The sequence below is a fragment of the Sphingobium bisphenolivorans genome, assembly GCF_000412635.1.
GTDB lineage: Bacteria > Pseudomonadota > Alphaproteobacteria > Sphingomonadales > Sphingomonadaceae > Sphingobium > Sphingobium bisphenolivorans.
This window is the reverse complement of sequence record NZ_ASTG01000002.1, coordinates 1-14,391: the sequence shown is the minus strand read 5'-3', so window position 1 is coordinate 14,391 and position 14,391 is coordinate 1. Positions and strand designations below refer to the sequence as shown.

General features: G+C 63.9%; 18 protein-coding genes and 1 other RNA gene. 13 read left to right on the top strand and 6 right to left on the bottom strand.

Annotation, left to right across the window (positions count from 1 at the left end; all coding sequences use genetic code 11):
• Window positions 1-5: 5 nt before the first annotated feature.
• From L858_RS0101885 to L858_RS0101855, 8 genes are all read left to right on the top strand, one after another.
• Window positions 6-443, top strand: a complete 438-nt coding sequence (locus L858_RS0101885; RefSeq protein ID WP_022681453.1) for a chemotaxis protein CheW — start codon at window positions 6-8, stop codon at window positions 441-443.
• A gap of 82 nt (window positions 444-525) precedes the next feature.
• Window positions 526-891, top strand: a complete 366-nt coding sequence (locus L858_RS0101880; protein ID WP_022681452.1) for a response regulator — start codon at window positions 526-528, stop codon at window positions 889-891.
• 61 nt (window positions 892-952) lie between these two features.
• Window positions 953-2,029 carry a chemotaxis protein CheB gene (locus tag L858_RS0101875; RefSeq protein WP_022681451.1) on the top strand — a complete coding sequence of 359 codons (1,077 nt, stop codon included), beginning with the start codon at window positions 953-955 and terminating at the stop codon, window positions 2,027-2,029.
• On the top strand, window positions 2,029-2,901 hold the full coding sequence (locus tag L858_RS0101870; protein WP_022681450.1) for a CheR family methyltransferase: 873 nt from the start codon (window positions 2,029-2,031) through the stop codon (window positions 2,899-2,901). The genes L858_RS0101875 and L858_RS0101870 overlap by 1 nt, the downstream gene beginning before the upstream one ends.
• Window positions 2,902-3,029: 128 nt before the next feature.
• Window positions 3,030-3,728: an N-acetylmuramoyl-L-alanine amidase gene (locus tag L858_RS0101865; RefSeq protein WP_022681449.1), complete on the top strand. Its 699-nt coding sequence runs from the start codon at window positions 3,030-3,032 to the stop codon at window positions 3,726-3,728.
• Window positions 3,729-3,757: 29 nt separating this feature from the next.
• Window positions 3,758-4,169: RNase P RNA component class A (rnpB, locus tag L858_RS20885), an RNA gene on the top strand.
• A gap of 77 nt (window positions 4,170-4,246) precedes the next feature.
• On the top strand, window positions 4,247-4,795 hold the full coding sequence (locus tag L858_RS0101860) for a J domain-containing protein (protein ID WP_022681448.1): 549 nt from the start codon (window positions 4,247-4,249) through the stop codon (window positions 4,793-4,795).
• Window positions 4,768-5,112, top strand: a complete 345-nt coding sequence (locus L858_RS0101855) for an NADH-quinone oxidoreductase subunit NuoE family protein (protein WP_022681447.1) — start codon at window positions 4,768-4,770, stop codon at window positions 5,110-5,112. Before L858_RS0101860 ends, L858_RS0101855 begins: the two co-directional genes overlap by 28 nt.
• Here L858_RS0101855 and L858_RS0101850 read toward each other — a convergent pair.
• The 6 genes from L858_RS0101850 to dapF form a co-directional block, all read right to left on the bottom strand.
• Entirely contained in the window at window positions 5,096-5,527 is a 432-nt protein-coding gene (locus L858_RS0101850) for a hemerythrin domain-containing protein (protein ID WP_022681446.1), read from the bottom strand. The two genes, L858_RS0101855 and L858_RS0101850, sit on opposite strands and share 17 nt — an antisense overlap.
• Before the next feature lie 103 nt (window positions 5,528-5,630).
• A complete protein-coding gene (locus L858_RS0101845; protein WP_022681445.1) occupies window positions 5,631-6,242 on the bottom strand; it encodes a superoxide dismutase in 612 nt (203 codons plus the stop codon).
• Between the two features lie 177 nt (window positions 6,243-6,419).
• Complete coding sequence (locus L858_RS0101840; protein ID WP_022681444.1) at window positions 6,420-7,067, bottom strand: inner membrane-spanning protein YciB; 648 nt, start codon at window positions 7,065-7,067, stop codon at window positions 6,420-6,422.
• A 127-nt stretch (window positions 7,068-7,194) separates the two neighbouring features.
• Window positions 7,195-8,127: a signal recognition particle-docking protein FtsY gene (ftsY, locus tag L858_RS0101835; RefSeq protein WP_022681443.1), complete on the bottom strand. Its 933-nt coding sequence runs from the start codon at window positions 8,125-8,127 to the stop codon at window positions 7,195-7,197.
• Window positions 8,128-8,246: 119 nt separating this feature from the next.
• Window positions 8,247-9,557: a tRNA (N(6)-L-threonylcarbamoyladenosine(37)-C(2))-methylthiotransferase MtaB gene (gene mtaB / locus L858_RS0101825; protein WP_022681442.1), complete on the bottom strand. Its 1,311-nt coding sequence runs from the start codon at window positions 9,555-9,557 to the stop codon at window positions 8,247-8,249.
• A gap of 1 nt (window position 9,558) precedes the next feature.
• Complete coding sequence (dapF, locus tag L858_RS0101820; protein WP_022681441.1) at window positions 9,559-10,359, bottom strand: diaminopimelate epimerase; 801 nt, start codon at window positions 10,357-10,359, stop codon at window positions 9,559-9,561.
• A gap of 238 nt (window positions 10,360-10,597) precedes the next feature.
• Here dapF and ffh point away from each other — a divergent pair, with 238 nt between their 5' ends.
• From ffh to rplS, 5 genes are all read left to right on the top strand, one after another.
• Entirely contained in the window at window positions 10,598-12,070 is a 1,473-nt protein-coding gene (gene ffh / locus L858_RS0101815; RefSeq protein ID WP_028055689.1) for a signal recognition particle protein, read from the top strand.
• Window positions 12,071-12,115: 45 nt separating this feature from the next.
• Entirely contained in the window at window positions 12,116-12,556 is a 441-nt protein-coding gene (gene rpsP, locus L858_RS0101810; RefSeq protein WP_022681439.1) for a 30S ribosomal protein S16, read from the top strand.
• A 101-nt stretch (window positions 12,557-12,657) separates the two neighbouring features.
• On the top strand, window positions 12,658-13,140 hold the full coding sequence (gene rimM / locus L858_RS0101805) for a ribosome maturation factor RimM (RefSeq protein ID WP_022681438.1): 483 nt from the start codon (window positions 12,658-12,660) through the stop codon (window positions 13,138-13,140).
• A 90-nt stretch (window positions 13,141-13,230) separates the two neighbouring features.
• Window positions 13,231-13,977, top strand: coding sequence for a tRNA (guanosine(37)-N1)-methyltransferase TrmD (gene trmD, locus L858_RS0101800; protein WP_028055688.1), 747 nt, complete (start codon window positions 13,231-13,233; stop codon window positions 13,975-13,977).
• The gene (rplS, locus tag L858_RS0101795; protein ID WP_022681436.1) at window positions 13,974-14,342 is read left to right on the top strand and encodes a 50S ribosomal protein L19; all 369 of its coding nucleotides are present in this window, start codon (window positions 13,974-13,976) and stop codon (window positions 14,340-14,342) included. The genes trmD and rplS overlap by 4 nt, the downstream gene beginning before the upstream one ends.
• Window positions 14,343-14,391 lie beyond the last annotated feature (49 nt).

Genomic DNA, 14,391 nt, shown 5'->3' with positions numbered 1-14,391 from the left:
GGTCGATGAATCAGCTCTATCTGCTCGCGACGCTGGCGGGCACCCGCATCGCGGTCGAGACGGCAGAGGTCGAAGCGGTGGTGAAGCTCACCGACATCACGTCGGTTCCCCGCATGGGCGCGCATATCGCGGGGCTTTCGGCTCTCCGAAGCCGCGTGCTGACGATTATCGATGCTGCAGCCCTGATTCGCGGGAACGCCACTCCCACCGCTGACAAGCGTCTTGCCATCATCGCCGATATCAGCGGGCATAGCTATGGGCTGATGGTCGATGCCGTTCACGACATCTGCCAGCTGCCCGACGGCGAACTTCCCCTGCGTGGCCAGCTGGACAAGGCCTGGACCCCCTATGTGCGCGGATTGGTGGAGCATCAGGGGCAACCCTATCTGCTCGTGTCGCTGGCCGGGTTTATCGACAACACCGCCTTGCCGCAGGCCGCCTGAATATCTTTTTCCGCGCATTTACCAAATGCTCGGCTTTGCAACGTAAAGCTTGACGTGAACAGAAGCAAAAAAGGGACGCTTCATGAAAAACTGCCTGGTCGTTGATGATTCAAAAGTCATACGAAAAGTTGCCCGCCATATTCTGGAATCGCTTGACCTGTCGGTCAGCGAGGCGGTGGATGGCCGTGACGCGCTTACCCAGTGCGAGGAATCGACCCCGGACGTAGTTTTGCTTGACTGGAACATGCCGGTCATGAGCGGCATGGAGTTTCTGCAGGCGTTGTCGGGCGCCAAGCTGACTGCCCGGCCCAAGATCATCTTCTGCACGACCGAAAACGGGATCAGCCATATTCGTGCGGCGGTTGAGGCGGGCGCTGACGAATATGTGATGAAGCCGTTCGACCGCGAAACGCTGGAGAGCAAGCTGACGATCGTCGGCGTGATCTGACCCGCGCGGACCTGGCCCCGCCATCCTTCCACCCACCTTCCGTTCGGAAAGTCCTGTTCCCATGAGCGTCGTTCTGCCGAGCATCGCCAGCAGCAAAGAGGAAGCCGCCCCGGTGCGGACGCTGGTTGTCGACGACTCGGTGGTCGTGCGAACGGTGATCGAGCGTATCTTGAACACGGACCCCGGCTTTACCGTTACACACAAGACGAACAGCGCGGAGCATGCCCTCAACTATCTCTCCGCGCATGAGGTGGACCTTGTGCTGCTCGATATCGAACTGCCGGGGCAGAGCGGTATTGCAGCGCTGCCGGCGATCCTGCGCGCGAACCCCCGCACCAAGGTGGTGATCCTGTCCGGCAATTGCCGCGCTGGAAGCGCACCGGCAATCGAAGCTTTGGCGCTGGGGGCCAGCGACATTTTCGCCAAGCCCGGCAGCGGCAGCTTCGGCGAACAATTCCCGCATACCCTGATCGAGCGGCTCTCACGCCTGTTCACCAGCGGCCAAGCGGTGGCCAACCCGCCGCCGCTGCGGGTGGAGGCCGAACCCGCAGCCGAGCCGCTGGCCTGTCTTGGCATCGGCGCGTCCACGGGCGGCATCCATGCGTTGGGCCAGCTTTTCGCGGGCATGCGGGAGCCACTGGGCGTACCGATCCTGTTGACGCAGCATCTTCCGGCCAGCTTCACCCAATATTTCGCGGAGCAACTGACCCGCATGACGTCGCTGCGTGTCAAGGTGGCCGAGCATGGCGAGAGAGTTGTTCCCGACACCGTCTATGTCGCGCCCGGCAACGCCAATCTTCAGGTGAGGGCCGGGCTGCACGGTCGTGTGAACATCGTGCTCGATCCCGCTCGAACACCGGCGGGTAACCTGCCGGGCGTCGATCCGATGTTTTCCAGCATGGCGCAGGCCTATGGCGCGGGCGCGGCAGGGATCGTCCTGACCGGCATGGGCCGCGACGGCACTGTCGGTGCACGCGATGTTGTCGCGGCGCATGGCTGGATCGTGGCGCAGGATGAAGCCAGCAGCGTCGTCTGGGGAATGCCCGGATCGGTCGCAGGCGAAGGCTTGAGCTGTGCCTTGCTGGAACCCTATGCGATCATGGATTTCGTGGCGCACCGAGGAAAGATCAAAGGCTGATGGAACTGACACCCCCGCCCGGACCCGCTTCGCGAGGTGCGGCCCGCATCCTGTCGGGCCTGCTGGAAGCGCGAACGGGGCAGATCCTGTCGGAGAGCCGGGCGTGGCGGATGGAAACGGCGCTGAAGCCGGTCCTGCGCGCGCATGGGCTGGCGGACATGGATGCGCTCGCTACTCGGCTGGTGGGGTACAAGGACAGCCACCTTGAAAATGAGGTCGTGAATGCGCTGCTGAACAATGAAAGCAGCTTCTTCCGCGACCTTCAGATTTTCGACATGATCAGCCGCCACATCCTGCCGCGCGTGCAGGAAGAGCGCTCGAATCGCGTCCTGCGCGTCTGGAGCGCCGGCTGCTCGACGGGGCAGGAAGTCTATTCGCTCGCGATTCAGTTCAGCAATGATGTTGCGCGGTGGCGTGGCTGGCGGATCGAGATACTGGCGACAGACATTTCCTCCGCCGCGATCGAGCAGGCGAAGTCGGGAATTTTTTCGCAGATGGATGTCCAGAGGGGGCTGGCCGTCGGCGATCTCATCAAATGGTTCGAGCCTTCGGGCGATGATTGGCGCGCCAATTCCCGTCTGCGCCAGATGATCGACTTTCGGACCGACAATCTGTTCGATGCGCGAGCACCCATCGGCGAATATGACCTGCTGCTCTGCCGCAACGTGCTGCTCTATTTCACCCCGGAACGGCGCCAGACGGTGCTTCGCCTGCTGGCGCGGCACAGCCATCCGCGTTCCGTCCTGCTGCTAGGGGCGGGGGAGACGGTGATCGGGCATAGCGAAGATTTCATCCCGCACCCCGACTTTCGCGGCGGATATGGACGGCGGATCGCCACGGCCGGGAGCGAACCGCTGCGCAAGGTAGTCTGATCGCCACTTCCGTCAGCGCCGTCTTTCTACGCCGCGCTTGATTGGCGCGAGGCTGTCGGCCATTGTCGGGCAAGCGCAGCCCCGCTGCGCTTTGACGATCGACGAATGCGAGTGCTGGCCTTATCGCGATGACCGATTTTCCGATGATCGAAACCCCATCGCCCAATTTCGATGAGCGCGGCCTGCCGATCTCCATGCTGGTGCTGCACTATACCGGCATGCCGGACGCGGCGAGCGCGATCAATTGGATGGCGAGCCCGGAATCGAAGGTTTCCGCTCATTATGTCGTGACCGAGGATGGGCAGGTGGTCCGCATGGTCGATGAGAGCAAGCGTGCCTGGCATGCGGGCCGTTCCCACTGGCGGGGCATTGATGACATCAATTCGGCGAGCATCGGCATAGAGATAGTCAATCCCGGTCACGAATGGGGCTATCGGCCTTTCCCCGATGCGCAAATGGGATCGCTTATCCCGCTAATCCACGACATCACCCGGCGGCACAAGATCACGCGGGGCAACATCGTCGGGCACAGCGATGTGGCCCCGGCGCGCAAGCAGGACCCGGGCGAACTTTTCCCCTGGGGGCAGCTTGCCCGGCTCAGGCTGGCGTTGCCGCGCCCGACCAAGAATCTGATGGACCCCTTGTGGAGCGATGGCGGCTTCATGCTCGCGCTGGAACGGTTCGGTTACGACATTGCCGACCCGCAGGCGGCGGTGGTCGCCTTCCAGCGCCGGTTCCGCCCCGAACTGATCGACGGCATCATCGATGGCGAGTGCCGCGCAATCCTGCTCGCGCTGTTGCTTCCCCGTCCGCAGGGGGATGACTGACGCCGATCGTCCGTGTATAGGCGCTCGTGCCAGAGGGCCGGGCGGCCGCGGCGTGGCGGGTAACTTCCACGGCGAGGAAAGTCCGGGCTCCACGAAATGACGGTGCCGGCTAACGGCCGGCTGGAGTGATCCAAGGGACAGTGCAACAGAAAGCAGGTCGCGTTTTGTCTTAGGACATTGGGGTTTCGACCACGCGAAATTGAAAGGGTGCGGTAAGAGCGCACCGCGTCTCCGGCAACGGAAGGCGGCACGGTAAACCCCACCGGGAGCAAGACCGAATAGGGGCGGCGCGCAGACTGTTCGAGAGAATTTGGCTGCTAGGTCTGTTTCGACTGAGATCGCCCGGGTTGGTTGCTTGAGGGACGGAGCAATCCGTCCCCTAGAGGAATGGTCGCCACTCCTTCGGGAGGACAGAACCCGGCTTACAGGCCCTCTGGCACAGGATCGCGATCCTGAACCGCGTAAATTCCTCAACCGCCGGGGTGGCGTTCCGCCTGCGGCCTGCCTAATTTGGAACCATGGCAAGAAACAGCCGATCCAATGACTGGGGCTTTCCCCGCTGGCGCAGCTATGGCGCATCGCGTGAGGCGCAGCAGGTGCGTCTGTGCGATCGGCACGGTTGCGACCGGCCGGGCGACTGCCCCGCGCCCAAGTCACCCAACAGCCGCGAGCGCTGGTATTTCTGCACCGACCATGCGGCGGAGTATAACCGGAACTGGGACTATTTTCAGGGCCTCGACCGCGAGGAACGGGAGCAGCGCGAACATGCCGAGCGGCGCGATGCCGGGGGCTATCAGCACAGCGCCTATCATGGCTGGGGAGGCCCGGGCGACGGCAGCCGGTCGCGGGACGAGCTTCACGCCTTGAAAGCGCTCGAGCTGGAGGACGATGCCGATTTCGACGCGGTGAAGAAAAGCTGGCGGCGGCTCGCCAAGGAAAACCACCCCGATGTCAAACCGGGGGACGCGCAGGCCGCGGTCCGCTTTCAGACGATCCAGGCCGCCTATGAGGTGCTGCGCGCGGCCGAGGAACGGCGCACGTGGAAGCCGCGGGAGCAGGCGGATTGAAGCAGTTCGTCAGGTCGAACTGGGACCATGCGGTGCTCATCTGCCGCAAATGTTCGAAGAAGCTCGACGGCGGCTTTGGTCCTGATGGTGAGGAGCGGCTCGCCAAGGCGCTGCGCCGCCACCTGTCGCTCAAGAAGGGGCGCAAGGCCGCCGCAGGTATCCTTGAGGTGAATTGCCTAGGCGTCTGTCCCAAGGGCGCGGTGACGGTGGTGAACGGCGCGCGGTCACGCGACTGGCTGCTGGTGCGGCCGGGCGCCGATCTGGACGAACTGGCGCAAGCGCTCGATTTGGCGCCGCCGCTCAGCCCGCCCGCTTGAGCAGCGGGTTCAGCCCCGCCTCCTGGAGCAGCGGCATCAGCAATCGCTCCTCTTTTTCCACGCGTGCAAGGATGGCGCTCAGCATGTTGCGTGTCTCGCGGCAAAAGGCAGGCCAGTTCTCGGCGATCCGCTCGTCGCTCCAATGGGCGAGATAAGCGGAGAAACGGTCGGCGAGGGGCGCCATCTCGATCTGCAAGCGCGCCGCCATCGTGCGCAGCGCCTCATGGCTTTGCCGCTGGATATTGGGGTAGAAAAGCCGGTCCTCGACAGCCAGATGAGCCATCAACTCGCGGGCGAATTGCCAGCGTAGCGTACCCAGCCGCTGTGGACTGCCCTCGTCGGCAACCGCCTGCTGGAATCGGCGGGCAAGAGCCTCGATCGTGTCATGTTGCTGCCGCAACTCGTCGAGATTCATGTAGATCGTTTCCCTGCCGTCCCGTCGAACCACAGTGGGGCAAGGACGTTAAGAAACGGTGTGTCGCCTCCGCCGCCTGTCCCCGGCGGCGGAGGCGCCATGATCAGCCCGGCTGGTCGGCGCGGCTGGCACCCTGACCGTCGAGATTCTGGGCGACGAAGTCCCAGTTGATCGCTTCCTTCAGCAGCTTTTCAGCATAGTTGGGGCGCAGGTTGCGATAATCGATATAATAGGCATGTTCCCACACATCGAGGATCAGCAGCGGCGCATGGTCATGCGCGACCGGCGTGTCGGCGTCATGATAGCTGGTCACTTCCAGCTTGCCGTCCTTCAGGATCAGCGCGGCCCAGCCGCTGGCGAAATGGCCGACGGCCTCCGCCTTCAGCTTGTCGAGCAGCGCATCGACCGAGCCGAAGCCTTCGTTGATGAGGTCGAGCAGCTGGCCCGAGGGGGCCTTCTTTTCCGGCGAGAGCGAGTGCCAGTAGAAGGTGTGGTTCCAGATCTGACCGACCTGGTTGAACAGCGCGCCCTTGCTGGACTTGATCAGCTCGACCAGCGACTTGCCCTGCAGGGCAGGATCGGCGGCGACCAGCTCATTCGCCTTCACGACATAGGCATTGTGATGCTTGCCATGGTGATAGTCGAATGTCTCGGCGGAAAGAATGTCGCCAAATGCATCCTTGGCATAAGGCAGATCGGGCAGAATGAATGCCATGTCGGAACTCCTCGGGTTCGTGATGGATGGCCGCATAACGACGCTGCGGCCGGAAGGCTCCTTGGCCCTAGCAGCCTTGGCCTATCGCAGAAAACATCATATTTCTGTCAGAAGGGCTGAAAATATCCATGTGACAGATACGTAACGATGGCCTAGGCTCCCCGGTTCGCCGTCGGATCAGCCTTGGGGCGGAGTGGTTTCGCCGATTTCGTCGCTGTCGAGCTTTTCGCCCAGCGTCAAACCATGGCGCATCAGCATGGGGATGTTGCCGGCCGCGAAGATGATCGACACGATCGTGATGCCCCACACCTTGACCGCGAGCCAGCTGTCGAAGCTCATGGTCCGCCGCATCACTTCGTTGGCGAGCGCCATGGCAACGAAGAAGAAGGCCCAGTTGCGCGACAGCTTGCGCCAGCCTTCCTCCGTTAGCCCGTCATAGGCGGCCTGGAGCAGATATTTGAGCAGCGCCTTGCCGCGCGCCAGCCCGCCGAAGAGCATCAGAGCGAAGAAGGCGTAGATGATGGTCGGCTTCACCTGGATGAAGCTCTGGTCGCGGAAATAGATGGTGAGGCCGCCGAAGAACAGGATGAGCAGCGCCGATAACCAAAGCATCGGCGACACGCGGCCGAGCTTCACCTTGGAGACGATGACGGCGATCACGATCGAGGCCATGAAGGCGCCGGTCCCCAACGTCATGGCAGTGATCGGATTGGCCGGACCCCACAACCAACCCGCGCCCTTGTAGGTCAGGAAGAAGATGAGGAGCGGCCCGAAATCGAGCGCCAGGCTGAGATTGCCGCCATGGGTAGGTTTTGCGTCAGCCATATATTATCCTTCGTCATTCCCGCGAAGGCGGGCATCCATCTCCGGCCATATTCCCAATCGCGAGGTTGGGAGATGGATCCCCGCCTCCGCGGGGAGGACGAGATGGGTTTGGAGAAGGTGGGGGAAATCACCGCGCATAAGCCGTTCCCGCAATGGCGCGAGCCATGTCACCCGGATCGAAGGGACGCAGGTCCTCGATCTTCTCACCGACGCCGATGGCGTGGATCGGCAGCCGGAATTTCTCCGCGGCCGCGACCAGCACGCCGCCGCGCGCCGTGCCGTCGAGCTTCGTCATGACAAGGCCGGTCACCTGTGCGGTTTCCTTGAACACCTCGATCTGGTTCAATGCATTCTGCCCCGTCGTGGCGTCCAGAACCAGCACGACGTCGTGCGGTGCGGCCGGGTTGAGGCGGCCCAGCACGCGGCGCACCTTGGCCAGTTCATCCATCAGCTCGGTCTTGTTCTGAAGCCGCCCGGCCGTATCGACGATCAGCACGTCGATGCCGGTGGCGGTGGCCTGCTTTACCGCATCGAAGACGATCCCAGCCGCGTCGCCGCCTTCCTTGCCTGCGACGATCGGAATGCCGAGGCGCTCCGCCCAGACCTTGAGCTGGCCGATGGCAGCGGCTCGGAACGTATCGCCCGCCGCCAGCATCACCCCATAATCCTGCTCCAGGAAATTATTGGCGAGCTTGGCAATCGTGGTGGTCTTGCCCGATCCGTTGACGCCGATGACCAGGATTACCTGCGGGCGTGGAAAAGCCTCGATCTCCAGCGGACGGGCGACGGGAGCGAGGGTCTTCTCGATTTCCTCGGCGATGATCTCGCGCAGATATTCTTCGGTCAGTTCGCGATTGTAGCGGCCCTCCGACAGGCGGTCGCGCACGCGGGCGGCCATGGCCGGGCCAAGGTCGCTGACGATCAGCGCCTCCTCGATCTCGTCCAGGGTCTGCTCATCGAGCGCGGCCTTGGTGAAGAGGCCGGTGAGATTCTCGCCCAGCTTGTCGGAAGTACGCTTGAGGCCGCCGAAGAGGCGATCGCGCCAGGATGTTTCAGCCATTAGTCGACACCGTCATTCCCGCGAAGGCGGGAGTCCATACTCCCCCCATATCCACATATGCTCGCGCTCGAGATGGATCCCCGCCTCCGCGGGGATGACAAGGTAGATAGATTTCCCAATCACGCCGCCTCTTGCGCGATAAGCGAGCCATTCTCAAGGCCCGTGATGGTCGCGCGGACGATCGAGGATGGCGTTTGCGGCGCCGCGAACCGGACCGGGGCGAAATTTTCCGCGTGGCCGGAGGTGCCGTTGCGCTCGACCAGCACCGACTGGCCGGAGCCGATCAGGCCGCGGAGCCAGTATCGCCGCTGCACCTCGCACGCTTCGCGAAGGCGGGCGGCGCGTGCCTTGATCGTGGAGCGGTCGACCTGCGGCATGCGGGCGGCGGGCGTTCCGATACGGGGCGAATAGGGGAAGATGTGGCCGTGGACGATCGCGCACTCGTCTACCAGCTTCAGGCTGTTGGCGAACATCGCCTCATCCTCGGTCGGAAAACCGGCGATGATGTCTGCACCGATGCTGATATCTGGGCGGGCGGTCTTCAGCCGTTCAACGGTGTGGATCGCTTCGGCGCGGCTGTGGCGGCGCTTCATGCGCTTGAGGATCATGTCGTCGCCCGCCTGCAGCGAGAGGTGCAGATGTGGCATCATGCGCGGTTCATGGGCAAGCAGATCGAACAGGCGGTCGTCGATCTCCACGCTGTCGAGCGAGGAAAGGCGCAGGCGAGTGAGATTGGGCACGCCGTTCAGGATGCGCTCGATCAGCAGGCCGAGCGACGGCGCGCCGGGCAGGTCGGGGCCATAGCTGGTGACGTCCACGCCGGTCAGCACGATCTCCCGGTAACCGGCATCCACCAGTTCGCGCGCTTTGTCGATGACGGCGCCGGCCGGAACTGAGCGGCTGTTTCCTCGCCCGTAGGGGATGATGCAGAAGGTGCAGCGATGGTCGCAGCCATTCTGCACCTCCAGGAAGGCGCGGGCATGTTCGGCAAAGGCGCTCGCCATGTGCGGCGCGCTTTCGCGGACGGCCATGATGTCGGAGACTTGGACTGCCGCAGAGTGCCCTTCGCTTCGAGCAAAGTCGCGAAGTGGCCGTGCGTCCGTGTCTCGACTTTGCTCGACACGAACGGCGGTGGAGTAAGATGCCGCCTCCATCTTCTCCCGATTGCCGATCACCGCATCGACTTCTGTCATGCGGGCGAACGTCTCAGGCTGCGTCTGGGCGGCGCAGCCGGTCACCATGATGCGTGCGTCCGGCCGTTCGCGCCGTGCCCGGCGAATGGCTTGTCGCGTCTGACGCACGGCTTCTGCCGTGACCGCGCAGCTGTTGACGACGATCAGGTCATCCTGTCCGCCCGCAATTTCGCGGATTGCCTCGCTCTCCGCGATGTTGAGCCGGCAGCCCATGGTGATGATCTGCGGCCCGCCCATTTCAGAAGCGCGTCCAGTCAGCCTCGCCGTCGAAGACATGGGCGGCCGGCCCGGTCATCAGAATGCGGCCACCCGGCTGCCAGTCGATCATGAGGTCGCCGCCGGGCAGGGTGACGCGAACCGCGCCGCTCGCCAGCTTGCGCCGCACAGCCGCGACCGCCGTCGCGCAGGCGCCGGTGCCGCAGGCGCGCGTCAGGCCTGCGCCGCGTTCCCAGACGATCAGGCGGATGTGATTGTCGCCCACGGCCTGCGCGAAGTTCACGTTCACCCGCTCGGGGAAGAGCGCATCCGTCTCGATCAGCGGCCCCAAATGGCCGAAGTTCACACCGTCCAGATCGTCCACGAAGAAAATGACGTGCGGGTTGCCGACATTGACCGCTGCGGGTGCGGGAAGGTCTTCCCAGCTGACCGGCAGGGTGAGCGTGTCCATGGCGTAGGCGAGGGGAATCGCATTCCACTCCAGCCGCGGTTCGCCCATATCGACGCTCGAGCCGCCATCGACGCTCCTGGCGTCCAGCAGCCCCGCCTTCGTCTCGATCAGCACGTCGCGGCCGACGAACAGCGGCACGCAGCGGGTGGCGTTGCCGCAGGCCTCGACCTCGCTGCCGTCGCTGTTGAAGATGCGCATCGACACGTCGGCCCTGTCGGAGGCGCCGATCAGGATCAGCTGGTCGCAGCCGATGCCGGCGTGCCGGTCGGCTATGGCTTGCGCGCGCGCCGGGGGCATGTCGAGGCCCTGCTCGCGCGCGTCGATCACGACAAAGTCGTTGCCCAGTCCATGCATTTTCGAAAAACGGCCCATAGCGCCGCGCATGTAAGGGGTGCGCGCGCAAAAGACCAGCCCGGCTGCTTGCGCATATGGGCCCGTTGCGCTAAGGGCGCCCCAGCAATCGGGCGGCTAGCTGTCCGATACCCTGACAGATCCATGGCACTCAAGAGGAGTACCGGATGGACGCTGGCCGGCGAGTTTTCGCCCGCCGGCGATTTTGTCGTTTGGCAGGGTGGCGCAGTTTTCCGGGCTTTTTGGCCCATATGAGGTGATGATGTTCGATTCGCTCAGCGATCGTCTTGGTGGGGTATTCGACAAGCTGCGTGGGCGCGGTGCGCTTACGGAGGACGATGTCCGCGCCGCGATGCGCGAGGTGCGAATCGCGCTGCTGGAAGCCGACGTCGCGCTTCCGGTCGTTCGTGAGTTCGTCGAGAAGGCAACGGAGCGGGCTGTCGGCAGCGACGTGCTGCGCTCCGTCACGCCGGGGCAGATGGTCGTCAAGATCGTCTCCGACACGCTGACAGAGACGCTCGGCGCCGAGACGTCCGACCTGCTGATCGATGTCACGCCGCCCGCCGTCATCATGATGGTCGGCCTGCAGGGCTCGGGCAAGACCACCTCCACGGCGAAGATCGCCAAGCGCCTGAAGGAAAAAGAGCGCAAGAAGGTGCTGATGGCGTCGCTCGACGTCCAGCGCCCGGCTGCACAGGAACAGCTGGCAGTGCTGGGCACCCAGACCGACGTCGCGACCCTGCCGATCGTACCGGGCCAGCAGCCCGTAGATATCGCCAAGCGCGCTCTCCAGTCCGCGAAGCTTCAGGGCTTCGACGTGGTGATGCTCGACACGGCGGGTCGTCTCCACGTCGACCAGGCTCTGATGGACGAGATGAAGGCGGTGGCCGAAGTCTCCAACCCGGCGGAAATCCTGCTGGTGGTCGACTCGCTGACCGGCCAGGACGCGGTCAATGTCGCGACCAGTTTTACCCAGCAGGTTCCGCTGACCGGCGTGGTGCTGACCCGCATGGACGGCGATGCGCGCGGTGGTGCGGCGCTGTCGATGCGCGCGGTCACGGGCCGTCCGATCAAGTTTGCGGGCACGGGCGAAAAGCTTGACGCGATCGAGCCCTTCCATCCTGCGCGCGTGGCGCAGCGCATCCTTGGCATGGGGGACGTCGTGTCGCTGGTCGAGCGCGCGGCCGAGACGATCGACGCCGAGGAAGCGGACAAGCTTGCCAAGAAGATGGCGAAAGGTCAGTTCGACATGAACGACCTGCGCGCCCAGCTCAATCAGATGCGCCGCATGGGCGGCCTTGGCGCGCTGGCCGGAATGCTGCCGGGCCTCAAAAAGGCGCAGGCGGCGATGGCGGCGAGCGGCGCCAGCGACAAGACGCTGATCCATCTGGACGCGATGATCGGGTCGATGACGCCGAAGGAGCGGGAGAAGCCGGCGCTCATCAACGCCAAGCGCAAGATCCGCATCGCCAAGGGTTCCGGCCGCACCGTGCAGGAAGTCAACAAGCTCCTGAAAATGCATCAGGAGATGGAAAGCGCAATGAAGAAGATCCGCAAGATGGGCGGCCTGAAAGGCCTGGCCAAGATGTTCACCGGCGGCGGCATGGACAAGCTGATGGGTGGCGCGGGCGGCGCCCCCGACCTTGGCGGGCTCGGTGGCCTCGGCGGGCTTGGCGGCGGCGGCAATATGCCGAACCTGCCGCCCGGCTTTCAGAATTTCATGAAGAAATAAATAGTTTCAAGCATTTAGATTAGAGTAGAAAGGTCAAAAATAGTCATGGCAACGTCCATTCGTCTTTCGCGCGGTGGTTCCAAGAAGCGTCCTTATTATCGCATCGTCGTGGCCGACAGCCGCGCGCCGCGTGACGGCAAGTTCATCGAGCGCATCGGCAGCTACAACCCCGTCCTGCCCAAGGGTGACGAGAAGCGCGTCGTTCTGGACGTTGAGCGCGCGAAGCACTGGGTTGCCGCTGGCGCGCAGCCGACCGACCGCGTTGCCCGCTTCCTCGACGCCGCCGGCGTGAAGGAGCGCGCCGCCCGCAACAACCCGAACAAGGCCGAGCCGGGTCAGAAGGCCAAGGATCGCGCCGAAGATCGCGCGGCCAAGGCTGCCGAAGCCGCTGAAGCTGCCGAAGCCGCCAAGGCTGCCGCCGCTGAAGCCGCTGCTGCTCCGGCCGCTGAAGAAGCACCGGCCGAAGAAGCTGCTGCCGAGGGCTGATCGTCGCAGATCGGGCGAGGGCAAGGCCTGTCCGCGCCCATCTGACCAAGGAAGCGGGCCTCCAGCGCCCGCTTCTGCTGTTTCTGTCGTATGAGGATCGCATGACTACCGACCGCCCTGTGACCCTGGCCGTCATCATCGGCGCACATGGCGTATCGGGCGAGGTGCGCCTCAAGATATTCGGCGAGGGCGCGGAAGCGCTCAAGGGCTATCAGAGTTTCGACGCTGGCTTGGGTAAGCTCACGTTGAAGTCGATCCGGCCGGGACCGAACGGTGCTGTCGCCCGCTTTGCCGAAGTCGGCGACCGCTCCGCAGCCGAGGCGCTGCGGGGTACCGAACTCACGGTTCCACGCTCGGCGCTGCCGCCGTTGGGGGAGGGCGAATATTATCATGCCGACCTGATCGGCCTGGCCTGCTTTTCCGACGAAGGAGAGGGATTGGGCACGATCGTTGCGGTCGAGAATTTTGGCGCCGGCGATATTGTCGAGGTGGAGCGGCCGACCGGCAAGCGCTTCATGGCGCCTATGCATGCGGTGACGATCGCCGAGGATCGCGCTGTCGTTGAAGCCCCCTTTGCGGTCTGATCGGGTGGAGTCGACTTCCTCCTCGAACGTCATGCTGAAACAAGTTCAGCATGACGTCCTTTGGCCAGTGTCTTTCCGGGCCCGCGAGGCATGACCTTCGCCGCGCAAATCCTGACTCTTTATCCGGAGATGTTTCCCGGCCCGCTGGGCGTGTCGCTCGCCGGCCGCGCGTTGGCGGAGGGGAAGTGGACGTGCGATCCTATCCATATCCGCGACTTCGCGACCGACAAGCACCGGACCGTGGATGACACGCCCGCGGGCGGCGGCGCGGGCATGGTGCTGCGTGCGGATATTCTCGGGCTCGCGATCGATCATGCGGTGGAGAAGGCGCCCGACCTGCCGGTCATCGCCATGACCCCGCGAGGCAAGCCGATCACGCAGACCCGCGTCCGCCAACTCGCCGCCGGCCCCGGCGCCACCATTCTCTGCGGCCGCTTCGAAGGGTTTGACGAACGAATTTTCGAGGCTCGTGCCGTCGAGCAGATCAGCATGGGCGACATCATCCTCTCTGGCGGAGAGATGGGCGCGTTGCTGCTGCTGGATGCTTGCATTCGCCTGCTGCCCGGGGTAATGGGCGCCGCTTCCAGTGGGGATGAAGAGAGCTTCGAAAGCGGCCTTCTCGAATATCCGCACTATACCCGACCCGCTCTGTGGGAAGGGCGCACGATCCCTGAAGTGTTGCGATCGGGGGATCATGCGAAGATCGCCGCCTGGCGGAAACAAAGGGCGGAAGAAGATACTCGGCTAAGGCGGCCGGACCTTTGGGAACGCCATATCGGCGTTCGGGACCAGTCGCCCTCTGGTGCGCAACGCGAAAAGACAGGACCTAAGTCATGAACTTGATCCAGCAGATCGAGGCCGAGAACATCGCGGCCCTCGCCAAGGATATTCCGGAATTCCGCCCCGGTGACACGCTGCGCGTCGGCGTGAAGGTCATCGAAGGCGACCGCAGCCGCGTCCAGAATTATGAAGGCGTCTGCATTGCCCGCTCGAACAAGGGCATGGGCAGCAACTTCACCGTGCGCAAGATTTCGTTCGGTGAAGGCGTGGAGCGCGTGTTCCCGCTCTATTCGCCGAACATCGATTCGATCACCGTGGTCCGCCGCGGCGTCGTGCGTCGTGCGAAGCTCTATTATCTGCGCGGCCGCACCGGCAAGCGCGCTCGCATCGCCGAGCGCCGGGACGTGCGCAGCGAGGATTGATTTCCTCGCCCCGTCGCTGACGAAATGCAGACAGGCGGCGATCTTCGGA